General features: G+C 65.6%; 19 protein-coding genes and 1 other RNA gene. 16 read left to right on the forward strand and 4 right to left on the reverse strand.

Going from position 1 to position 22402, the window contains the following annotated elements:
- Window positions 1-86 precede the first annotated feature (86 nt).
- Window positions 87-830 carry a sulfite exporter TauE/SafE family protein gene (locus ASG57_RS14155; protein WP_024339528.1) on the reverse strand — a complete coding sequence of 248 codons (744 nt, stop codon included), beginning with the start codon at window positions 828-830 and terminating at the stop codon, window positions 87-89.
- 226 nt (window positions 831-1056) lie between these two features.
- Between ASG57_RS14155 and ASG57_RS14160 the strand changes: the two genes are divergently transcribed.
- On the forward strand, window positions 1057-1320 hold the full coding sequence (locus ASG57_RS14160; protein ID WP_024339529.1) for a hypothetical protein: 264 nt from the start codon (window positions 1057-1059) through the stop codon (window positions 1318-1320).
- A gap of 1 nt (window position 1321) precedes the next feature.
- On the opposite strand, the gene ASG57_RS14165 is transcribed toward ASG57_RS14160, so the two are convergent.
- Window positions 1322-2692: an aminotransferase-like domain-containing protein gene (locus ASG57_RS14165; RefSeq protein ID WP_057196673.1), complete on the reverse strand. Its 1371-nt coding sequence runs from the start codon at window positions 2690-2692 to the stop codon at window positions 1322-1324.
- 79 nt (window positions 2693-2771) lie between these two features.
- Here ASG57_RS14165 and ASG57_RS14170 point away from each other — a divergent pair, with 79 nt between their 5' ends.
- Complete coding sequence (locus ASG57_RS14170; RefSeq protein ID WP_024339531.1) at window positions 2772-3200, forward strand: DUF983 domain-containing protein; 429 nt, start codon at window positions 2772-2774, stop codon at window positions 3198-3200.
- A 57-nt stretch (window positions 3201-3257) separates the two neighbouring features.
- Window positions 3258-3971: an alpha/beta fold hydrolase gene (locus tag ASG57_RS14175; RefSeq protein WP_057196674.1), complete on the forward strand. Its 714-nt coding sequence runs from the start codon at window positions 3258-3260 to the stop codon at window positions 3969-3971.
- Between the two features lie 171 nt (window positions 3972-4142).
- Here ASG57_RS14175 and rnpB read toward each other — a convergent pair.
- Window positions 4143-4559: RNase P RNA component class A (gene rnpB, locus ASG57_RS15055), an RNA gene on the reverse strand.
- 102 nt (window positions 4560-4661) lie between these two features.
- On the reverse strand, window positions 4662-5525 hold the full coding sequence (locus tag ASG57_RS14180) for an N-acetylmuramoyl-L-alanine amidase (protein WP_024339533.1): 864 nt from the start codon (window positions 5523-5525) through the stop codon (window positions 4662-4664).
- Window positions 5526-5962: 437 nt separating this feature from the next.
- Between ASG57_RS14180 and rsmH the strand changes: the two genes are divergently transcribed.
- From rsmH to ASG57_RS14245, 13 genes are all read left to right on the forward strand, one after another.
- On the forward strand, window positions 5963-6952 hold the full coding sequence (gene rsmH / locus ASG57_RS14185; RefSeq protein WP_057196568.1) for a 16S rRNA (cytosine(1402)-N(4))-methyltransferase RsmH: 990 nt from the start codon (window positions 5963-5965) through the stop codon (window positions 6950-6952).
- 3 nt (window positions 6953-6955) lie between these two features.
- Window positions 6956-7348 (forward strand): cell division protein FtsL, encoded by a 393-nt coding sequence (ftsL, locus tag ASG57_RS14190; protein ID WP_024339535.1) that lies wholly within the window; start codon window positions 6956-6958, stop codon window positions 7346-7348.
- Window positions 7345-9099, forward strand: coding sequence for a peptidoglycan D,D-transpeptidase FtsI family protein (locus tag ASG57_RS14195; protein WP_024339536.1), 1755 nt, complete (start codon window positions 7345-7347; stop codon window positions 9097-9099). Before ftsL ends, ASG57_RS14195 begins: the two co-directional genes overlap by 4 nt.
- Window positions 9100-9182: 83 nt before the next feature.
- Complete coding sequence (locus ASG57_RS14200) at window positions 9183-10655, forward strand: UDP-N-acetylmuramoyl-L-alanyl-D-glutamate--2,6-diaminopimelate ligase (protein ID WP_057196569.1); 1473 nt, start codon at window positions 9183-9185, stop codon at window positions 10653-10655.
- Window positions 10652-12034, forward strand: a complete 1383-nt coding sequence (locus tag ASG57_RS14205) for a UDP-N-acetylmuramoyl-tripeptide--D-alanyl-D-alanine ligase (RefSeq protein WP_057196570.1) — start codon at window positions 10652-10654, stop codon at window positions 12032-12034. Before ASG57_RS14200 ends, ASG57_RS14205 begins: the two co-directional genes overlap by 4 nt.
- A 164-nt stretch (window positions 12035-12198) precedes the next feature.
- Window positions 12199-13302, forward strand: coding sequence for a phospho-N-acetylmuramoyl-pentapeptide-transferase (mraY, locus tag ASG57_RS14210; RefSeq protein WP_024339539.1), 1104 nt, complete (start codon window positions 12199-12201; stop codon window positions 13300-13302).
- Between the two features lie 112 nt (window positions 13303-13414).
- Window positions 13415-14815, forward strand: a complete 1401-nt coding sequence (gene murD / locus ASG57_RS14215; protein WP_057196571.1) for a UDP-N-acetylmuramoyl-L-alanine--D-glutamate ligase — start codon at window positions 13415-13417, stop codon at window positions 14813-14815.
- A gap of 119 nt (window positions 14816-14934) precedes the next feature.
- Entirely contained in the window at window positions 14935-16086 is a 1152-nt protein-coding gene (ftsW, locus tag ASG57_RS14220) for a putative lipid II flippase FtsW (RefSeq protein ID WP_024339541.1), read from the forward strand.
- Between the two features lie 115 nt (window positions 16087-16201).
- Window positions 16202-17302: an undecaprenyldiphospho-muramoylpentapeptide beta-N-acetylglucosaminyltransferase gene (gene murG, locus ASG57_RS14225; RefSeq protein WP_024339542.1), complete on the forward strand. Its 1101-nt coding sequence runs from the start codon at window positions 16202-16204 to the stop codon at window positions 17300-17302.
- 49 nt (window positions 17303-17351) lie between these two features.
- Window positions 17352-18236, forward strand: a complete 885-nt coding sequence (locus tag ASG57_RS14230; RefSeq protein ID WP_230646543.1) for a class I SAM-dependent methyltransferase — start codon at window positions 17352-17354, stop codon at window positions 18234-18236.
- A gap of 216 nt (window positions 18237-18452) precedes the next feature.
- The gene (gene murC, locus ASG57_RS14235; protein WP_057196572.1) at window positions 18453-19856 is read left to right on the forward strand and encodes a UDP-N-acetylmuramate--L-alanine ligase; all 1404 of its coding nucleotides are present in this window, start codon (window positions 18453-18455) and stop codon (window positions 19854-19856) included.
- 207 nt (window positions 19857-20063) lie between these two features.
- A complete protein-coding gene (gene murB, locus ASG57_RS14240; protein WP_057196573.1) occupies window positions 20064-20981 on the forward strand; it encodes a UDP-N-acetylmuramate dehydrogenase in 918 nt (305 codons plus the stop codon).
- Between the two features lie 143 nt (window positions 20982-21124).
- Window positions 21125-22111, forward strand: a complete 987-nt coding sequence (locus ASG57_RS14245; RefSeq protein ID WP_057196675.1) for a D-alanine--D-alanine ligase family protein — start codon at window positions 21125-21127, stop codon at window positions 22109-22111.
- The last annotated feature ends 291 nt before the right edge of the window (window positions 22112-22402 follow it).

Here is a 22402-nt window from a genome sequence, read left to right on the forward strand (position 1 = left end):
CCCCGGCGGCGGGGCGAATCTTCCGACGCGCCGCTGCCGGAGGTGGGAATGAGAAAGCGCGATGACGATCCTCATGTCATCGCGCTTTACTGCGTGCCCAGGCTGTTCCAGACGAGACCGAGCCCCGAGAGGAACAACAGGCCAAGCACGACGTCGCCGAAGTGCTTGTCGCTCAGGGCGTGATAGACGCGCGCGCCGGTCCATGTGCCGATCAGGGTGCCCGGAAAGGCGACCAGGGCGAGCCAGACCACTTTCAGTTCGACCAGGCCCGATGCCGTCTGCAGCACCAGCGCGGTGGCGAGCACCGTGAAATTGAAGAGCTGGAAGATGCCGCGTCGTTCGTGCTTGTTCCAGCCGCGGATGTTGGCCCACAGGATCGGCAACGGCCCCGACAGGCCGGCGAGTCCGCCCAGGATGCCGCCGGCAAAGCCGATCGCACCATCCGCGATCCGGCCGCCGAACTTGAAGGCGAGCGGCCGCTTGTTGAGGTACAGCGCGCTCGAAAACAGCAGGAGCAGCACACCGACGCTGAGCTTGAACACTTTCGGATCGGCCGAGGCGACCATCATGGTGCCCAGCGGTACGCCGATCAGGCCCCCGATCAGGAACGGCCAGACCAGCGAGAGATCGAAGCTCTTCCACATCGAGGGCAGCGTCGAGGTCTGCGCAATCACCGAGCAGATCAGCACCAGCGGTACCGCCAGCGAGGGCGGCAGGACGTAGAGCCAGATGCCGAGCGCCATCAGCGCGGTGCCGAACCCGGCAAGTCCCGACACGAAGCCGCCGGCGAGAGCGCCGAACAGCAGCAGGATGTAGGTGAGCGTTTCCAACAGATTAGCCTTGTCGCAAGGGACGATCCCGAGTGGTGATCGCCAGCGCTCGCATAACATGCCTGCTGCCTTGCAGGTCAATCCATGCTGCACGCAAGCGTGATCTGCGGGGTTCGGGCATTCGCGAAAGACGCGCCTACATGACGGCCGTACTTCAATCCTCGGACCACCCGATGCGATCATTCGTCCGGATCGGCCAGTCCTGTAGGCGATATGGAGAACGGCGATGACCCTTACCAGGATTGCCGCTGCAGCCGCGCTGCTCGCGGTGGCGTTGGCGCCGACCTTGGCCCTGGCTCAGTTTTCCGAGCCTGCGGCCTATCAGGCCGCTCATCCTGACCGCGATGTCCTGAATGGCGGCCAGCTCACGCCGGCGGCGCGTGCGGCTCTTGGCCAGCGGGGGATGCCTGCCGATGCGTATGCATCGCAGGCCCATCCGTCATCGATGACACCGGAGGTGCGCTCCGGCCACCGCCGTCATCGTCGATGATCTAGACGATCTGCCTCGTGTCGGCCGGCTTCTGCAGCGCGCCGATCAGGATGCGCAGCGCCTCCGTCAATTCCGATCTGTTCCGTGCCGCGCCCAGCGAGACACGTGCCGCATGCGGCGGTGCCCCGTCGACGGTGAAGGCATCGCCTGCGACGACGGCAAGACCGTTTCGCAGGAGATCTGCCGCGATGTCCAGCCGGCCCTCGGGCAGCCGCAGCCACAGATGATGTGCGGCAGGCTTGGCCAGCAATTGAAAACCCTTCAGCGTGCGTTGCGCGAGCTGCTGACGGCCGATCGCCTCGCTGCGAATGGCGCTGATGATGCGATCGGCAATCCCGCTTTCGATCCAATGCGTCACCAGCGCCACCATCAGCGGCGCAGGCATCTGCACGGTCGCCTGCAAGGACATGCGCATGTCCCGCTGCGCGCCGCTGTCGGGCGTCAGAAGGTAGGCAACGCGCAGCGCGGGCGCGATGCATTTTGATAGTGTGGTCGCAAGGTATGTCCGCTCCGGAATGAGGCTTGCGATCGGCGAGGCCGAGCGGTCGAGCAGGCCGTAGGCGTCGTCCTCGATCAGGATCGTACCGGTGTCGCGAACGATCCTTGCAATGGCACCACGGCGTTCGTCGGAAAGCGTTGCGGTGGTTGGATTGTGCAGCGTCGGAATCAGATAGACGGCCTTCGGCCGGTGCGTGCGGCACGCCTTGGCCAGCGCGTCGGGAAGGATGCCGGCTTCATCCATGGCGACGCCGACCAGCTTGATGCCGAGCCGCGCGGCGGCCGCCTTGACGCCGGGAAAGGTCAGGGCTTCGGTCAGTACGGTTTCGCCGGGCCGCGCGAGCTGGGCGAGCAGGCTGAAGAGGATCGTCTGTGCGCCGGGAAAGATCACGAGCCTGTCGGCCTGCGCGTGCGGAACGCGGGTGCGCAGCCAGCGCGCCGCGACCTCGCGTTCATGGAGGCTGCCGCCGGGCGGTTGATAATTGAGATAGGCGGTCAGGCCCGATTGTGCGCGGATGGCTTCCATGCCCGCGGTGATGCGCTCGTCGAGCTGCGCCTCGAGCGGATGCGGCGGTACGTTCATCGAGAGGTCGATCGAGACCGGATGCGGCAGGTCGACCGAGCGGCGCGCGCTGGTCTCCGAAACGAACGAGCCCTGGCCGACACGGGCTTCCATGATGCCGCGGCGCCGCGCCTCGGTGTAGGCGCGCGTCACCGTGGTGAGGTCGATGCCGAGTGCTTTTGCGAGCGCGCGCTGCGTCGGGAGCTGCTGGCCCCGTACCAGCCGGCCGGCAGCGATGTCGGCCTCCATGGCCTCGACGATGCGCTGGTAGCGCGGACCCGAGAGTTCGGAGATTGTAGGGATCCAGCCCATGCAAATCAGGCCCATATCCTTTGAATGTATGGATACAAGACATTATTGTATGGATCATCGAAAAGGAAGAGGTGTGGTCATGGCGACAGTCTCCCTGGCAAAGGCGATGTGGCGCGGATTCAGCGGCAAATGTCCCAATTGCGGGGAGGGGCACATGTTCGGCCGCTTCCTGAAAGTGGCTCACGCCTGCGATCATTGCGGCGAGGAGCTGTTTCACCAGCGCGCAGACGACTTTCCGGCCTATCTCGTGATGGTCGTGGTCGGCCATCTCGTGGTGCCGGGGATCCTCGCGGTCGAGACCGCCTACGCGCCGCCGGAATGGCTCCAGCTCGCGGTGTGGCTCCCGGTGACGCTGATCGCCTCGCTCGCACTTCTGCAGCCGACCAAGGGCGCCATCGTCGGGTTGCAATGGCAGCTCGGAATGCACGGTTTCGAGGCGGGCAAGCTGCGGCGCGAGGGCGGCGAGCTTGCACCGGTGCTGGTCAAAGCGGATACGCGCGCGGCCTGAGCGGCGTGCGCCCGGCCGCTACACTCCATCGCACAACCAAGAACGATGGAAACGCCGATGGCCGCACGCGCGAAGACCTTCCTGCTCTGTCATGGCGCGTGGTCCGGCGGATGGGCCTGGAAGAAGATGCATCCGCTGGTGGCACAAGCCGGGCACCGCCTGGTGGCGCCGACCTACACCGGGCTCGGCGAGCGCGCCCATCTCGCAAGTCCCGCGATAGACCTGGATACGCACATCCAGGACATCCTCAACGTCATCGCCTTCGAGGATTTGAGCGACATCGTTCTGCTTGGCCACAGCTATGGCGGCATGGTCGCGACCGGCGTCGCTGATCGCATGCGCGAGCGCGTGACTCAGCTGATCTATCTCGACGCCTTCGTGCCGCGCGACGGCCAGTCGCTGTTCGATCTCAACGAAAGCGGGCGCGAGCCGATGCGCAAGGCGGTTGCAGACGGCGACGGCTATCGCATTGCGCCGAACCCGCCGCCTCGGGACACACCGCAAGCCGATCTCGACTGGCTCAACGCGCGCCGTGTCCCGATGCCGATCAAGTGCTTCGAGGCGCGCTTGCGGCTCGAACACGGCGAGCCGGCGATGCCGCGCAGCTACATCTATTGCACGCGCATTCCGCCGGGCGACGTGTTCGGACAGTTTGCGAGGCGGACGAAGAACGAGCACGGCTGGCGCTATTTCGAGCTCGACGCCAGCCATGCGCCGAATGTTACCGCGCCGCAGGCGCTGATGGCGGTATTGGAGAAGATCGTCGCTTAGCCAGCGGCCGTCATTCCGGGGCTCGTGGTGCGCACGACACTGGTATTTTGCGCGCTCGGTGAAAATGGTGAGGGGTCCGATGCGGTTGGCACCGAACCCCTCGCTGCTTCGTCAGCAAGACGCGTTTTCCTCACGCGAACCGGAAGTCCACGTCGCTCGAAAACGCCTTAGAACATCAGCCGGCCTGTAAGCCGGGTTCTGTAGGGCACCGCCCGCTTGCGCGAACGATACGTGACGGCCATTCCTCTGGGACCGTGTTTGCACATGGCCTCGAGCAACCTACCCGGACGGCGGGCCTGACATCGCCCCGCGGCGTTATCGCTTGCGCGAACAGCCCGCTATGCCGTCCCTATTCGGTTTTGCTCCCGGTGGGGTTTGCCATGCCGGCCCCGTTGCCGGAACCGCGGTGCGCTCTTACCGCACCTTTTCACCCTTACTTCCTCGGAGGAGGAAGCGGTTCGTTCTCTGTGGCACTTTCCCTGGGGTCACCCCCGCCGGACGTTATCCGGCACCGCATGTCAAGGGAGCCCGGACTTTCCTCCCCGGCGGCCTTTCGGCACTTGCCGGAGCGGCCGTCCGGCCGACTGACGGAATACGCATGGGGCTTCGTGACAGTCTCGTCAAGTCGAGATCGCGACGCGCCCAGCCGTCGCAAGAGCTCCCGTCATGATGCAGCGTTCGGCGATCCCGTCACTTCGACGCGACACTTGTCGCGTCTTGCGGCAGACTTGCCAGCAGGGCCTGCAACGTCGACAGCGTTGAATGATCCGCGACGCCATCGAGCCGCGCCGGACGGAAATGGCGCTGAAAGGCGGTGACGACTTCCATCGTCGCGGCGTCGTATTTGCCGTTCAGCGGCACGCCATAGCCATATCTGGCCAGCGCCTGCTGCAGGCTCAGCACGGCGTCGCTGATGGTGCCGAGCATCAGAGTTTCGCCCCGGACGATCGGCGCTGGCGTGACCCAGTGGCCGACGCCGGAATTGGCCAGCGAATGCCACGGAAACTTTTCGCCGGGGTCCTTCTTGCGGGCGGGCGCGACGTCGGAATGGCCGAGCACCCGGTGGGCCGGCACCTTGCGGCGGAGCATGATGCCGCGGCACAGCGCGATCACGGCCGCGATCTGGCGCAGCGGAAACTCCGGATAGCCCCAATCATGTCCGCGATTGATGATCTCGACGCCGATCGAGCACGAGTTGATGTCGTCCTCGCCGGCCCAGGAGGAGACGCCTGCGTGCCAGGCGCGCTTGGCCTCGGGTACGCATTGCACGATACGGCCGTCCTCCAGCACGACGTAATGCGCCGACACTTCAGTGCCCGCCGTGCACAGCCGCGCCAGCGCGCCTTCGACATCGGGCATGCCGGTGTAATGCAGCACGATCATATCGGGCTGCCGTCCCTTGTTGCGCTCGCCGTAATTGGGCGACGGAATGATGTCCGAGACGATCGAGGAGTCGGGTTCGAACGTCCGCACGTTCGCCACGGTCTTGGGAACCGGGAGAACGCGGGGACGCTTCGAATCAGATCCAGACGGCGTGGACGAACCGGACGGCATAAACAGCTCAAGTGGATGGAGAGCGGGCAAGCGCTTCTCTTTACTATTCCTTTACCGTCCATCGCGCGCAATCGCGCGGCGCGGTTAACGGATTCATTTTGGCGATGTGTGTGGATGAAGCATCACCCTTTCTTCACCTTTCCACTTGTGACGAGTCGAGCAACGCTTTCTTAACGCTAAGGACCGTTACTGAGGGATGAAGAGCCGACCCGCGTCCGGAGGCGGCCAAAGCGTATTTGGCTCGAAATCCCATGGCTGCCCGACAAATTCTGCTGGGAACACTGGGTTTGCGGCCCGGGACGATCGGGCTCGGTAACCATGCTGGACAAGGGGTTTGTCGTGGAACCGCCGCGACGCGCAATCATTCGAGGCGTTATGGGCTTGTTCCACGCCGATCTCGCTTGGGTGTCAGGCTTGGCGATCCTCAGGTCACGCGCATGAGCTCGACTCCTCATGTTCCCGTTCTTGGCCGTGAGGCCGTCGCGTATCTCGCCCCGCGCGAGGGCGGCGTCTACGTCGACGCCACTTTTGGTGCCGGCGGCTATAGCCGTGCGATTCTGGACGTGCCGGGAACCCGACTCATCGCCATCGATCGCGACCGCACCGCGATTGCCGGTGGTGCCGAGCTGGTCAAGAGTTCCGCCGGAAGGCTGACGCTGGTCGAGGACCGTTTCTCCCACCTTGCCGACGTCTGCGCTTCGCTCGGCTTCGAGACCATCGACGGTGTCGTGATGGATGTCGGCGTGTCCTCGATGCAGCTCGACCAGGCCGGCCGCGGCTTCTCGTTCCGTCTCGACGGTCCGCTCGACATGCGGATGGGGCAGACAGGGCCGACTGCGGCGGACGTCGTCGCGCGCGCCTCCGAAAGCGATCTTGCCGACATCATCTATCTCTTCGGCGAGGAGCGGCATTCGCGCCGCATCGCCCGCGCCATCGTCGCGGACCGTCAGGAGACCCCGTTCACGACCACGCGCGCGCTTGCTGATCTCGTCGGCAGGGTCGTGCGGTCGAAGCCCGGGGACATTCACCCGGCGACGCGGACGTTCCAGGCACTGCGCATCTTCGTCAACGAGGAGCTCGAGGAACTCCAGACGGCGCTCGCCGCGGCCGAGCGCGTCCTCAAGCCCGGTGGTCGCCTCGTCGTCGTCTCGTTCCATTCGCTGGAAGACCGCATCGTCAAGAATTTCCTCGGCGAGCGTTCCAAGACGGGCGGCGGTTCGCGGCATCTGCCGGAAGTTGCCCAGATCGCGCCGAGCTTCCAGCTGCTGACGCGGCGGCCGGTCGTCGCCGGCGAGGACGAGGTGGCGCAAAATCCGCGCGCACGCTCCGCAAAGCTGCGCGCCGCCGAGCGCACTTCGGCGCCGGCGCACGCGACCGACGGGGCATCGTCCTGGCCGAAACTCTCGGACGTGATGAGGGGCGGCTAGCGCATGCGCATCATCCACCTCCTCGTCATCGGCGCGCTGATCTTCGCGGCGGCCCATGTCTACCGGATCAAGATGGACTCCACCGCGCGCACCGAAAAGGTACTGCGTCTGCGTGCGGAGATCCGCGAGGAGCGCGACGCGATCGCGGCACTGCGGGCCGAGTGGGCCAAGCTCGATGCCCCGCATCGCCTGCAGGGCCTGTCCGACCGGCATCTGCACCTCAAGCCGGTCAATGGCACGCAATACGACTCGCTGAAGAATCTGCCGGAGCGCCCGCTACGGATGTTCAGGCCGGGCGAGCCCGATCCGATCGGGGCCATGCTCAACGCCATCGAAGCCGCTAGCGACCCTGACACGGTGACCGGCTCCGTGCCTCAACCCGAGGACAGGCAATGAGCCCTGCAACGCCTGCAAGATCGACCGAGAAGTCGAATGAACCCTGGCGGCAGCGGCTGATCCGCAGCGTGCTGTACGGGCGCAATGTCGATCGCACCGCCAAGGCGCGCGCGCGCGTGGGACTTGCGATGGTCGCCTTCGCCTCGATCTACGCCTTGATCGGAGGCCGGCTCGTGATGTTCGCGATCGGCGCCGACGCCCACGGGGCGCGCCGCGCCGCGGCGCAGGAGGTGGTTGCGACCGCTCGGCCCGACATCGTCGACCGCAACGGTGCCATTCTGGCGACGGACGTCAAGGCGGCGAGCCTCTTCGGCGAGCCGCGTCGCATCATCGACAAGGATGAGGCGATCGAGCTCCTGACCGCGACCATTCCCGACCTCGACGAGGCCGAGGTGCGCGAGCGCCTGAAGACGCGCAAGGGCTTCGTCTGGCTGAAGCGCGAGGTGACGCCGGCGCAGCAGCAGGCCGTCCACAAGCTCGGCATTCCAGGCATCGGCTTCCTGCGTGAGAACAAGCGCGTCTATCCGACCGGCAACGAGGTCGCCCACCTCATCGGTCTCGTGAATATCGACAACCAGGGCATTGCCGGCCTGGAGAAGTGGCTCGACAACCAGGGATTGGCCGATCTCCACCGCGCCGGCTTTGCCACCGACCGCCTGCAGAAGCCGATCGAGCTTTCGGTCGATTTGCGCGTCGAGCACGCGCTGCGCGACGAACTGCTCAAGGCCAAGGACAAGTTCCACGCCAAGGCCGCTTCCGGCCTCGTCTCCAACGTCAAGACGGGAGAAATCGTGGCGATGGTGTCCCTGCCGGATTTCGATCCCAACAATCCGAAGGAAGCGCACGACCCGGATCGCATCAACCGCCTGACCACCGGCGTGTACGAGATGGGCTCCACCTTCAAGGCGTTCACGCTGGCGATGGGCCTCGATTCCGGGAAGATCAATCTGAACTCGATGTGGGATGCGCGCGGGAACCTGCACTACGGCAAGTTCACGATTCACGACAGTCATCCGCTCGGGCGCTTCATCAACACCAAGGAAGTGTTCACCTACTCGTCCAATATCGGCGCGGCGCGCATCGCGCTCAACCAGGGCGTCGAGGCGCACAAGGCGTTCCTCGCCAAGATGGGCCAGACGACGCGGCTGCGTACCGAATTGCCCGAGAGCGCGGCGCCGCTGCTGCCGCGACGCTGGAGCGAGCTGAACACCGTCACCGCCGCGTTCGGCCAGGGGCTCTCGGTGGCACCGCTGCAGGCCGTGATGGGCATCAACGCGCTGGTGAACGGCGGCTATTTGATTCCGCCGACATTCTTGAAGCGCAGCGAAGCCGAAGCCATGGCGATGGCCAAGCGCGTGATCAAGCCGGACACCAGCGACAAGATGCGGTTTCTGATGAGGCTCAATGCCGAAGTCGGCTCTGCGAGAAAGGCAGATGTCAAAGGTTATTACGTTGGCGGCAAGACCGGCACGTCGGAGAAGGTCGTGAACGGGCGCTATGCCAAGAAGCGCGTGCTCAATTCCTTTACCGCCGTCCTGCCCTGCGACGATCCTAAATATCACGTCCTGATCATGCTGGACGAGCCGCAGGCGCTGCCCGAAACGCATGGTTTCATCACCTCGGGCTGGAACGCGGTGCCGACCGGCGGAAAGGTGATCGAGCGGATCGCGCCGCTTCTGGGCATCGAGCCGCGGTTTGAGCTGCCTCCGGCCGAACGCCTTATTCTTGCAGCATCCAGGACAACCCAGTAATCAACCGGGATGGCCATCGCCCCTGCTGAGTCGGAATTCCTCGGGAATCGGCCTTCCGGCAGGGGCATGTCGACTGGAAGACCATGAAGCTGCGCGACCTCTTAGGCCAGGATGTTCTTGGCCATGATGCCGCCATCGAGCCCGCTGTTGCGGGGCTCGAGGTGGGCGGGCTTGCGCTCGACAGCCGCGTGGTCAAGCCGGGTGATCTGTTTTTCGCGCTTGCGGGCAGCAAGACCGACGGCGCGCGCTTCATCGACGCCGCAATTGCCGCTGGCGCGATCGCAATCGTTGGCGATCATGCGCCTGCGGCGACGAAGGTGCCGTTCATCGCGGCGGCCAATCCGCGCCGCGCGCTGGCGCTGGCTGCGGCAAGGTTCTTCCCGGCGCAGCCCGCCACGATTGCCGCGGTGACCGGAACCAGCGGCAAGACCTCGGTCGCAGCGTTCACACGTCAGATCTGGGAGCGGCTGGGGCATGCCTCCGCCAGCATCGGCACCATCGGCCTCGTCTCGTCCAAACGCACCGTCTACGGCTCGCTGACGACGCCCGATCCGATCGGGCTGCACCGGCAGATCGATGAGATCGCGCGCGAGGGCGTCACGCATCTCGCCTTCGAGGCGTCGTCGCACGGGCTCGACCAGTACCGCCTCGACGGCGTCCGCGTCTCCGCCGGCGGTTTCACCAACCTCTCGCGCGACCACATGGATTACCATCCGACCGTTGCGCATTATCTCGCGGCCAAACTCCGCTTGTTCCGCGAGTTGGTGCCGCCGGGTGGCGCCGCGGTGATTTCGGCCGATCATGATTGCTCGACCGAAGCGATCGAGGCGGCGAAGGCGCGCGGCCTGCGCGTGATGGCGGTGGGCCGCAACGGCGATGCGGCAGGCGAGGGCATCCGTCTCACCGAGGCCGTGGTCGAAGGTTTCTCGCAAGAGCTCACGCTCGAGCATCGCGGCAAGCGCTTTGCCGTCCGGCTGCCGCTGGTCGGCGAATTCCAGATCGAGAACGCGCTGGTCTCGGCCGGCCTTGCGATCGGCACCGGCAGCGATGCCGCAAACGTGTTTGCGTGCCTCGAACATCTCGAAGGCGCCAAGGGCCGGCTCGAACGCGTCGGTGAGCGCAACGGCGCGCCGATCTTCGTCGACTACGCGCACAAGCCGGATGCGCTCGCGAAGGCGCTGCAGGCGCTGCGTCCCTATGCCAAGCGCAGGCTGGTCGTCGTGTTCGGCGCCGGCGGGGACCGCGATGCCGGCAAGCGTCCGATCATGGGCGAGATCGCGGCCGAAAACGCCGACGGCGTCATCATCACCGACGACAATCCGCGCAGCGAGAAGCCGGAAGCCATCCGCGCCGCGATCCTCGCCACCGCGAAGGGCGCCCGCGAGATCGGCGACCGCACTGCTGCGATCCGCGCTGCGATCGAGGACTTGCAGGAGGGCGATGCATTGCTGATTGCCGGCAAGGGCCACGAGACCGGACAGATCGTCGGCACGGAGGTTCTGCCCTTCAGTGATCACGAGGCGGTTGCCGCCGCATTAGCGTCGAGGGTTGCATGAGCGCGCCAATATGGACGATTGCCGAAGTCGCGCGGGCGCTTGGCGCTACCGGATCGTTTCCGGACGTGCCCATTGACTTCGTCACGCAGGACAGCCGCCTGGTGAAGCCGGGCAGCCTGTTCGTCGCGCTGAGCGGGACGCCGAGCGGCGGCTTCGTCTCCGCCTTCGCCAGCGCGCGCGATGGCTGGGAGTTCGCCGACAAGGCCGAAGCCGCAGGCGCGGTCGCGATGATCGTGCCGCACGAGATCCCAGGCATCCGCGTTCCGCAGATCGTCGTGGAGGATACGCTGATCGATGGCCTGTGGCGCCTTGCACGTGCCGCACGCGCGCGCTTCAAAGGGCCGGTGATCGGCCTCACCGGCAGCGCCGGCAAGACCAGCACCAAGGAGTTCCTGGCGGCCTATCCGAACGCCTATGCCAGCCCGTCGAGCTTCAACAATTTCTGGGGCGTGCCGCTGACGCTGTGCAACGCCAGGCGAGACGCCAGCCTTTGGGTCGTCGAGATGGGCATGAATCAGCAAGGCGAGATCGCGCGGCTCAGCGAATTGACGCAGCCGACGGTCGCGCTGGTCGTCAACGTCCAGCCGGTGCATCTGGAAAAGCTCGGCTCGCTCGAGGCCATCAGGCGCGAGAAGGTGTCGATCTCGCTCGGCCTGCCCGAGAACGGTGTGCTGGTGCTGCCCGCCGGGCTCAAGGCGCCCGAGTGGAAGGGCAAGGTCGTGCGCTTCGGCGGCGAGCATGCCGAGGTGCACGAGGTCGCGCACGCGCCCCACGGCGAGAGCTGGCAGGTCGTCGCGGCGATCGGCAAGAAGGAGATCGCCTTCAGCCTCACCCCTGGCGCGCCGCACCGGGTCCACAATGCGCTGGCCGCGCTCGCCGCCGTTCATGCTGCGCATCTCGACGTTGCGACGCTGGCGATCAAGCTCGACCGCGTCGGCATCATGACCGGCCGAGGCGTCGAGCAGACCGTCGGTGATATCACCGTGATCGACGATAGCTTCAACGGCAATCCGGCCAGCGTGGCGGCTGCGCTGCAAAGTCTCCAGGCCCGCCACATGGGCGAGGGCCGCCGCGTCGCGGTTCTCGGCGACATGCTGGAGCTGGGCGAGGACGCACCAAGCTACCACACCGGCCTCGCCAAATATCTCGACGGCATCGACGCCGTCTACTGCGTCGGCGCTCTGATGCGCCACCTCTATGATGTGCTCCCGGCCGGCAAGGGCCTCGGCTGGCATGACGATCCCGCCACGCTGAAGCCCAGCGAGGTCGCGAGCCTGCTGAAGGCAGGCGACGTCGTGGTTGTCAAGGGCAGCAAGAAGATGTTCTGGGTCAACAAGTTTGTGCCGGGGCTGGTGGCCGCCTTGCAGGCAAAGGCGTAAACTGCTTGGAAGGCGCCGTTCGAATCCCACCCTTGCGGCACCAAGCCGTGCGTTATCCCCGAGATCGCGCCCGCCCGATGATGAAGACCAGCGAATGCGCGCGAGGCGCGAGGCTTACAAGAAGGCCAAGGCCGCGTGTGCAAAGGCGCCATAGGACCGTCTGAATGTTTTACTGGCTGATCGAGCTCTCCAACACATTTCCGGGCTTCGGTGCCGTTCGCACCTTCCTGAACGTCTTCCGCTACATCACCTTCCGCACCGGCGGCGCCGTCGTCACCGGCGCGCTGTTCGTATTCTTGTTCGGGCCCTGGATCATCGATCATCTGCGCATCCGCCAGGGCAAGGGCCAGCCGATCCGCACCGACGGTCCGCAATCGCATCTCGCCAAGAAGGGCACGCCCACCATGGGCGGGCTGATGATCCTGTCCGGCCTCACGGTCGGCACCGTGCTGTGGGCCAATCCGCTCAACCCCTATGTCTGGATCGTGCTGGCGGTGACGCTCGGCTTCGGCTTCGTCGGCTTCTACGACGATTACCTCAAGGTGACCAAGCAGACCACGACCGGATTCGGCAGCAAGCTCCGCCTGCTGATCGAGGCGGTGATCGCGCTGGTCGCCTGCTACGCCCTGGTGCGGCTGAACCGAGATCCCGCCTCGACAGCGCTGACGATTCCGTTCCTCAAGGACACCGTGCTGCATTTCGGCTGGTTCTTCGTGGTGTTCGGCGCCTTCGTCATCGTCGGTGCCGGCAATGCGGTGAATCTCACCGACGGTCTGGACGGCCTCGCCATCGTGCCCGTGATGATCGCGACCGCGAGCTTTGCGATGATCGCCTATCTCGCCGGCAACGCGGTGTTCGCCGATTATCTGCAGATCAAATATGTCGCCGGTACCGGCGAGCTCGCGGTGCTGTGCGGCGCGCTACTCGGCGCCGGGCTCGGCTTCCTCTGGTTCAACGCGCCGCCAGCCTCGATCTTCATGGGCGACACCGGCTCGCTCGCGCTCGGCGGCATGCTCGGCGCCATCGCGGTCGCGGTGAAGCACGAGATCGTGCTCGCGGTGATCGGCGGCCTGTTCGTGCTGGAGGCGGTCTCCGTCATCGTCCAGGTCGTGTCGTTCAAGCTCACCGGCAAACGCATCTTCCGCATGGCGCCGATCCATCACCACTTCGAGCAGCTCGGCTGGACCGAGCCGCAGATCGTGATCCGCTTCTGGATCATCTCTGTGATGCTGGCACTTGCCGGCTTGTCGACGCTGAAGCTGCGGTGAAGATAGTGGCTGCCCAGGATCGTCATTCCGGACGACGCGAAGGGGCGATCGGGAATCCCGAGGTTCCGGGTTCGCGCTGCGCGCGCCCCGGAACGACGGAGGTGAATTCATCATGATCCCCGTTACATCCTTCGCCGGCAAGACCGTCGCGGTGTTCGGCCTCGGCGGGTCCGGCATGGCGTCCTGTCATGCGCTGAAAGCGGGTGGAGCCGAGGTGATCGCCGCCGACGACAATGCGGAGAACATCGCCAAGGCCGTGCAGGCCGGTTTCATCACCGCCGATCTGCGCAGCGTCTCGTGGGCGAATTTTGCCGCGCTGGTGCTCGCACCGGGCGTGCCGCTCACCCATCCGGTGCCGCACTGGAGCGTGCTGAAGGCGCGCGAGGCGGGCTGCGAGGTGATCGGCGACATCGAGTTGTTCTGCCGCGAACGGCGGCGGCATGCACCAGACGCGCCGTTCGTCGCGATCACCGGCACCAACGGCAAGTCGACCACGACGGCGCTGATCGCGCATCTGACGAAAGTCGCCGGCTACGACACCCAGATGGGCGGCAATATCGGCACCGCGATCCTGTCGCTGGAGCCGCCGCGCATGGGCCGCGTCCACGTCATCGAGATGTCGTCGTACCAGATCGACCTCACGCCCTCGCTCGACCCCTCCGTCGGCATCCTGCTCAACGTCAGCGAAGACCATATCGACCGCCACGGCACGATTGAACATTACGCCGCGGTGAAGGAGCGCCTCGTCGCCGGTGTGAAGGCCGGCGGAACAGCCATCGTCGGCGTCGATGACGGCTTTTGCCGCGACATCGCCGACCGGCTCGACCGGGCCGGCAAGAATGTCGTGCGCATCTCCGTCAAGAACCCGCTGGCGAGCGGAATCTATGTCGAGCATGGGAATATCGTTCTAGCCTCGGGCGGGGCCAGCAGCGAGGTCGCGGCGCTCGGCGGCATCGGCTCGCTGCGCGGCCTGCACAACGCGCAGAACGCCGCCTGTGCCGCCGCCGCCGCGCTTGCCATGGGCATCAGCCTCGATGTGCTGCAGGGCGGCCTCCGCAGCTTTCCCGGCCTTGCGCACCGCATGGAGCAGGTCGGCCGCCGCGGCAACGTGCTGTTCGTCAACGATTCCAAGGGCACCAACGCAGACGCCACCGCGCATGCGCTGTCGTCCTTCGCCGACATCTTCTGGATCGCCGGCGGCAAGCCCAAGGCGGGCGGCATCACCACTCTGACGGGCTTCTTCCCGCGCATCCGCAAGGCCTATCTGATCGGCGAGGCCGCGCAGGAGTTTTCGGGCACGCTGGGCAGCGAGGTGCCGCACGAGATCAGCCAGACCCTCGATGTCGCGGTCGAGCATGCCGCGCGCGATGCGGAGGCCGCGGGTCTCACAGACGCGGTCGTGCTGCTGTCCCCCGCCTGCGCCTCCTTCGACCAGTACCGCAACTTCGAGATCCGCGGCACCAAGTTCCGCGAGCTGGTGCAGGCGCTGCCGGGTGTTAAGCCGGTGGTGTAGGGCTGCATTGTCCCACCAGTTCGCTCTCCCTTCCATCTCCAAACATCCGCACTTCCTTAACCCTCCGGTAACCAACCTCGGCGACCAATGGACGGACCTCTGTCCGAAAGCGGCCGCCCATGCTCTCCCGTGAAGAACGCACCCCCTTTTCCGAGTGGTGGTGGACCGTCGACAAGCCGCTGATGGGCGCTATCCTGGGGCTGATGCTGACCGGGGTGATCCTGTCGCTGGCGGCGAGCCCGCCGGTTGCGACCCGCATCGGGCTCGATCCCTTCCATTTCTTCAGCCGTCACGTGCTGTTCCTGGTGCCGTCCTGCATCGTGCTGCTCGGGGTGTCCTTCCTCTCGCCGCGCGCGATCCGCCGCTCGGCCCTGATCATCTTCGCGGCGAGCATCGTCCTCATCGTGCTCACGCTCGCGATCGGCCCGGAGGTGAAGGGCTCGCGGCGCTGGATCACGCTGCTCGGCGTCAATATCCAGGCCTCCGAAATCGCCAAGCCGTCCTTCGTCGTCATCGCCGCCTGGCTGTTCGCGGAATCGACCAGGCGGCCGGAGATGCCGGCGACCTCGATGGCGGTAGTGCTGCTCCTGATGCTGGTCGCGCTGCTGGTGATGGAGCCGGATTTCGGCCAGACCATGCTGGTCCTGATGGTATGGGGCTCGCTGTTCTTCATCGCTGGCATGCGCATGATCTGGGTGTTCGGCCTCGCAGGCCTCGGCGCGGCCGGGCTGTTCAGCGCCTATCTCTTCGTCCCTCACGTCGCCGGCCGCATCAGGCGCTTCATGAACCCGGCCTCCGGCGACACGTTCCAGGTCGATACGGCCATGGAGGCGTTCTACAACGGCGGCTGGTTCGGACTTGGACCCGGCGAAGGCGTCGCCAAGCGCAGCCTGCCGGACAGCCATACCGACTTCGTGTTCGCGGTCGCGGCGGAGGAGTTCGGCATCATCCTGTGCCTTGCCATGCTGGCGCTGTTCGCCTTCGTCGTCATGCGTACGCTGTCGCGCGCCTATGCCAATGAGGACATGTTCTCACGCTTCGCCGCGTCCGGCCTCGCAATCCTGTTCGGCGTGCAGGCGGCGATCAACATGTCGGTCAACCTCCAGCTCATCCCCGCCAAGGGCATGACGCTGCCGTTCATCTCCTATGGCGGCTCCTCGATGGTGTCGCTGGCTTACGGCGTCGGCATGATGCTGGCGCTGACGCGGCAGCGCCCGCGCACCGAGGTCGAGGCGAGCGGTCACGCCGAAGCGATGCGGAGTTACGCCTGACTCGTCATTGCGTAGAGCGAAACGACGACGCAATTCAGCCTGTCGCCACGGAGGGACACTGGATTGTTTCGCTTCGCTCGCAATGACGGCCGAGACAATGTAGAACTCCCTGATCATGGACACGTCCCCCCTGATTCTTCTCGCCGCGGGCGGCACCGGCGGCCATCTGTTTCCGGCCGAGGCACTCGGGGTCGAGTTGATCCGGCGCGGCTTTCACGTCCGTCTCGTCACCGACGAGCGCGCGCTGCGCTACAGCGGCCTGTTCAGCAAGGACATGATCGACGTCGTCAGAAGCGAGACCGCGCGCGGCCGCAATCCGTTTCAGCTCGCTTTTGCCGGTCTCACGCTCGCGGCCGGCACGCTCTCTGCCTATGCCCTGATCAAGCGATTGAAACCGGTTGCTGTCGTCGGCTTCGGCGGCTATCCGACGCTGCCGCCGCTCGTCGCGGCGAAATTCGCCGGCGTGCCCAGCATCATCCACGACGCCAACGCCGTGCTCGGCCGCGCCAACCGGTTCCTGTCGAGCCACGTCCGCGCCATCGCGACGTCATTGCCCGGCGTGCTCGACCGTGATCCGGCACTGTCGGCGAAAACCACGATGGTCGGCACGCCGATGCGTCCCGCGATCCTAGCTGCGGCCGCCGTGCCCTACGTCGCGCCTGAAGCGAACGGTCCGCTGCGCCTGCTCGTCGTCGGCGGCAGCCAGGGCGCGCGTATCATGGCCGACATCGTGCCGGGCGCGATCGAGCGGCTCGAGCCCGCCTTATGGAGCCGCCTCGTCCTCACCCAGCAGGTGCGCGAAGAGGACATGAGCCGCGTGCGTGCGGTCTACGACAAGCTCAAGATCAAGGCCGAGCTCGCGCCATTCTTCACCGACCTTCCGGCACGGCTCGCCTCCAACCATCTCGTCGTGTCGCGCTCCGGCGCCGGCACCGTCGCCGAGCTTGCGGCGATCGGCCGGCCCTCCATCCTGGTGCCGCTGCCGGGTTCGATCGACCAGGACCAGTTCGCCAATGCCGGCGTGCTGGCCAAGGTCGACGGTGCGATCCGCATCCCGCAGACCGAATTCACCTCCGACCGGCTGGCGTCCGAAATCTCCGCCTTCGCCGCAGAGCCCGCGCGCCTTGCCGCCATGGCCGCGGCCGCCAAGGGGGCGGGGCGGCTCGACGCCGCCGAAAGGCTCGCCGACCTCGTGGTGAAGACCGCCGGAATTTAGGCCGCGCGCCGTACAAGATCACGGACAGCTCTTTCGGCTCGATGGTCGCGTGCGGCCGGGCCGATCACGCTGCTTACTCCCTTACAAGGCGGAGGATTTGCCCGTGGCAGGCCTGCTGATTCATTCCCTCTCGGAGTTCTCCGACCTTATCCTCGAGGCGCTCGCGCTGGCGGATGCACGAGAGATCGTCGAGATCGGTTCGGAATACGGCGGGATGTCGCCCTTCCTCGCCGAGCATTGCCGCGCGCGCGGTGGGCGGCTCACCACCATCGATCCGTCGCCGAAGCGCGAATTCATGGAGTGGCTGAAGATCAGCCCGGACGTTCGCCATCTCGCAAAAGCGAGCCTGGAGGCGCTCGTCGATGTCGACGAGGCCGATGCCTGGGTCGTCGATGGCGATCACAACTGGTACACGGTCTACAACGAGCTCGGCCACATCGATGCGATCAGCCGTCGCGCCGGCAGGCCGCTGCTGGTGTTCTTGCACGACATCGGCTGGCCGTGGGCGCGGCGCGACCTCTACTACGCGCCCGAGAAAATCCCCGGGGAATATCGCCATGCCCATAGCTTCGAGGCCGGCGTAGTTCTGGGCCAGGACCGGCTGGTCGACGGGCGCGGATTCCGCGGCATGGGTCAGTTCGCGATCGCCAAGGTTTCGGGCGGCCCGCGCAATGGCGTGATGACGGCGATCGACGACTTTCTCGCCGAGGCGCTCAGGGATGGAAGAGAGTTCGGCTTTGCCGAGATCCCGGCGGTGTTCGGGCTCGGCGTGATCTTCGATCTCGACGCGCCCTGGAGCGCGGCGCTCGCCGATCTCTTGTTGCCGTATCACCAGAACAGGCTCGTGAGCGCGCTCGAGGCCAATCGCCTTCGCAACTATCTTCGCGTGCTGGAGTTCCAGGACGAAGCGGCCGCGCGCATCGGCGCCATCTGACATCCAGAGTGACCCGTTCCCGTCCCCGGATCGGGCGGCGGGCCGTGCAGTCCGGGAAACCGGCCAAAATGGGGCATTCCAGCCTGAAATTGCCGGGCTTGGCGACAGCACCGGGCTTGTCCCGGTGCGTCCGGTCTTGCAAGAAGTGGAGGAGATTCGCCGCCGGCCGGTTCAGGCTTGAATGCCGGGCGGGCAAGGATAGACAGAGATACAGCCATGAGACTGCCGCGCGAGATCGGACCCATTCACTTCGTCGGGATCGGCGGGATCGGCATGAGCGGCATCGCCGAGGTGCTGGTCAATCTCGGCTATGTCGTGCAGGGCTCGGATGCGTCCGACAATTACAATCTCGACCGCTTGCGCAAGAAGGGGGCGACGGTTTCGGTCGGCCACAAGGCCGAGAATATCGGCGGTGCCGAGGTCGTGGTCGTGTCGTCGGCGATCAAGCGCGACAATCCGGAATTGGTGGCCGCGCGGCAGAAGCGCATTCCCGTGGTGCGCCGCGCCGAGATGCTGGCCGAGCTGATGCGGATGAAGAGCTGCGTCGCCATCGCCGGCACCCACGGCAAGACCACGACGACCACGATGGTCGCCACGCTGCTCGACGCAGGCGGGCTCGATCCCACCGTCATCAACGGCGGCATCATCAACGCCTATGGCTCCAATGCGCGCCTTGGGGCCGGCGACTGGATGGTGGTCGAAGCCGACGAGAGCGACGGCACGTTCCTGAAGCTGCCGACGGATGTGGCGATCGTCACCAATGTCGACCCCGAGCATCTCGATCATTTCAAGACCTTCGAGGCCGTGCAGGACGCGTTCCGGCACTTCGTCGAGAACCTGCCGTTCTACGGCTTTGCCGTGATGTGCATCGATCATCCCGTGGTGCAGAGCCTCGTCGGCAAGATCGAGGACCGCCGCATCATCACCTACGGCGAAAACCCGCAGGCCGATGCGCGCCTGGTCGATCTCACCGCGGGCGGCGGCGGCTCGAAATTCAACGTCGTGATCCGTGACCGCAAGAGCGGGGCTGTGCATGAGATCGCCGACCTCGCGCTGCCGATGCCGGGACGGCACAACGCCTCGAATGCGACGGCTGCAATTGCGGTCGCGCACGAGCTCGGCGTCTCCGACGATGCGATCCGCAAGGCGCTCGCGGGCTTCGGCGGCGTCAAGCGCCGCTTCACCAAGACCGGCGAGTGGAACGGCGTCACAATCATCGACGATTACGGGCATCATCCCGTCGAGATCGCGGCGGTGCTGAAGGCGGCACGCGATTCCTACACCGGCAAGGTGATCGCCGTGGTGCAGCCGCATCGCTACACGCGCCTGCAATCGCTGTTCGAGGAGTTCTGCACCTGTTTCAGCGATGCAGACGCGGTGGTCGTTGCCGAGGTCTACGCCGCAGGCGAAGCGCCGATCGAGGGCATCGATCGCGACCATTTCGTCGCGGGCCTGCACGCCCACGGCCACCGCGAGGTGATCCCGTTGCCGGCGGCCTCGGAGCTCGCGGGGATCGTCAAGGGGCTTGCGAAGCCCGGCGATCTCGTCGTGTGCCTTGGGGCCGGCAACATCACGCAATGGGCGTATGCATTGCCCGGTGAATTGAAGGCGCTGGGGTAGGGCGGTGATTGTGATTTCGCTGTTCGCCATGAAGCACACTGCGCTCCCTTCCCCCTTGTGGAGGAGGGTGGGCGAGAGGGGTAGCCACGAACTCCGACCTCGCTTGGCGCTACCCCTCTTCCTGACTCTCCCCCACAAGGGGGAAGGGAATAGAAGCAATGCGCCTGCCCTACACGCGCTGGATTTTCGCGGAGGCGGCGCAATCGCATGAGCTTCCCCGACATCACCCCCTCGCTGAAAGCCGCGATGCCAAATTTGCGCGGCCGCTTGCTCGCCAACCAGCCGCTGGCCGATCTCACCTGGTTTCGTGTCGGGGGGCCGGCGCAGGTGCTGTTCACGCCGGCGGACGAGGACGATCTCGCCTATTTCCTCGCGCATCTCGCTCCCGACATTCCGGTCCATGTCGTCGGCGTCGGCTCCAACCTGATCGTGCGCGACGGCGGCATTGCGGGCGTCGTGATCCGCCTGTCGCCGCGCGCCTTCGGAGAGGCGAGTGCGAGCGGAGACGTCGTCACCGCCGGCGCGGCAGCGCTCGACAAGCGCGTGGCGGAAGTGGCGGCGTCCGCGAATATCGGCGGGCTCGAGTTCTATTTCGGCATTCCCGGGACCATCGGCGGCGCATTGCGCATGAATGCGGGCGCCAATGGCGGCGAGACCAAGGACGTGCTGATCGAGGCGAGGGGCGTGGGGCGCGACGGCACGAAGCATGTCTTCTCCAACGTCGACATGAAGTTCGTCTACCGCAACAGCGGCGTCGATCCCTCCATCATCTTCACCTCCGCCCGTTTTCGCGGCGAGCTCAGGGATGCGGAAGCAATCCGCGCGCGCATGGCGGAGGTGCAGACGCATCGCGAGACGGCGCAGCCGATCCGGGAGAAGACCGGCGGCTCGACCTTCAAGAATCCGCCGGGACACTCCGCATGGAAACTGATCGACGCCGCCGGGTGCCGCGGCTTGCGCGTCGGCGGCGCGCAGGTCTCCGAGATGCACTGCAATTTCCTGATCAACACGGGCGAGGCCACGGCGCACGACATCGAGACGCTGGGCGAGACGGTGCGCGAGCGCGTGAAGGCGAATTCCGGAATTGAGCTGCAATGGGAAATCAAGCGGATCGGGGTTTCATGATCACCGTCATTCCGGGGCTCGCGAAGCGAGAGCCCGGAATCGATCAGGCGGCCGTGGATGTATGGATTCTCAGGTATGCAGTTGCGCACCGTAGTTCGCGACCTCGTCGCGCCCCGGAATGACGAACGAGAAAGATTATGACCATGCGCATCACCATCCTGTTCGGCGGCTCCAACCGGGAGCGTCTGGTTTCGGTCGCCTCAGCCCAGGCGCTGCATCAGGCGTTGCCCGAGGCCGACCTTTGGTGGTGGGACGTCGAGGACAAGGTGCATGTCGTGCATTCGAAGCAGCTGCTCGAACATGCCCGTCCATTCGAGGACGAGTTCAAGCCGGGCACATCAGGCATCCCGCTGGAACAGGCGCTCGATAGGGCCAAGTCGGAAGGGCGCGTACTGGTGCTCGGCCTGCACGGCGGGCGTGCGGAGAACGGCGAATTGCAGGTGATGTGCGAGGCGCGCGGCGTGCCCTTCACGGGCTCGGGTTCGGCATCTTCGCATCTCGCCTTCGACAAGATCGCGGCCAAGCGGTTTGCCGCGCTCGGCGGCGTGACGCCGCCGGCGAACATTGCGCTCGCGAACATCGACGAGGCGTTCGCCGAATACGGAAGATTGATCGCGAAGCCGGCGCGCGACGGATCGAGCTACGGCCTGATCTTCGTCAACGCCAAGCAGGATCTTGTCGCCGTGCGCAATGCAGCCAAGCACGAAGAGTATGTCATCGAGCCCTACATCGCCGGCGTGGAGGCGACCTGCGGCGTGCTGGAGCGGCCCGATGGGTCGATCATCTCGCTGCCGCCGATCGAGATCATTCCGGGCGAGGGCAGCTTCGACTATGCGGCGAAATATCTCCTGAAGTCGACCCAGGAGATCTGCCCGGGCCGCTTCGCACCCGAGATCACCGCCGCGCTGAAGGAGCAGGCGATGCTGGCCCATCGTGCGATGTCCTGCGCCGGCTATTCCCGGTCGGACTTCATCGTCTCGAACAAGGGGCTCGTCTATCTCGAAACGAACACGCTGCCCGGGCTGACCAAGTCTTCGCTCTACCCCAAGGCGCTGAAAGCCGAAGGTATCGAATTCGTCGACTTCCTGCGCGGCCTGGTCGAGCTCGCCGGGCAGCGCGTGCGGAAATAGTCGGGACTGGTTAACGGCCGGAGGGGCGAAACCGCCCGGTTTGGCGACCAAAACCGGTAAAATGCCGGACATCGCGGCGCAAATGCCTCACATCGCGGGGCAAAATGCGCAGTTCGTTAACGAACTTTACCTTTTGTTTACCAGGACGTCCGAAGGTTAACGCTGGCGGCGCATATGGCGCTTTGGCTGCCGGCGCGTGAGCTGTCGCGGGTGATGTCACCTCCAGCGTACGCTTTGAAGGGGAGAGGTTTTCTTCTGCTGAAGACCAGCACCCGGCCCGGCATGTCCGAG

Origin of the sequence: Bradyrhizobium sp. Leaf396, assembly GCF_001424605.1 — a bacterium.
Taxonomy (GTDB): Bacteria; Pseudomonadota; Alphaproteobacteria; order Rhizobiales; family Xanthobacteraceae; genus Bradyrhizobium; species Bradyrhizobium japonicum_C.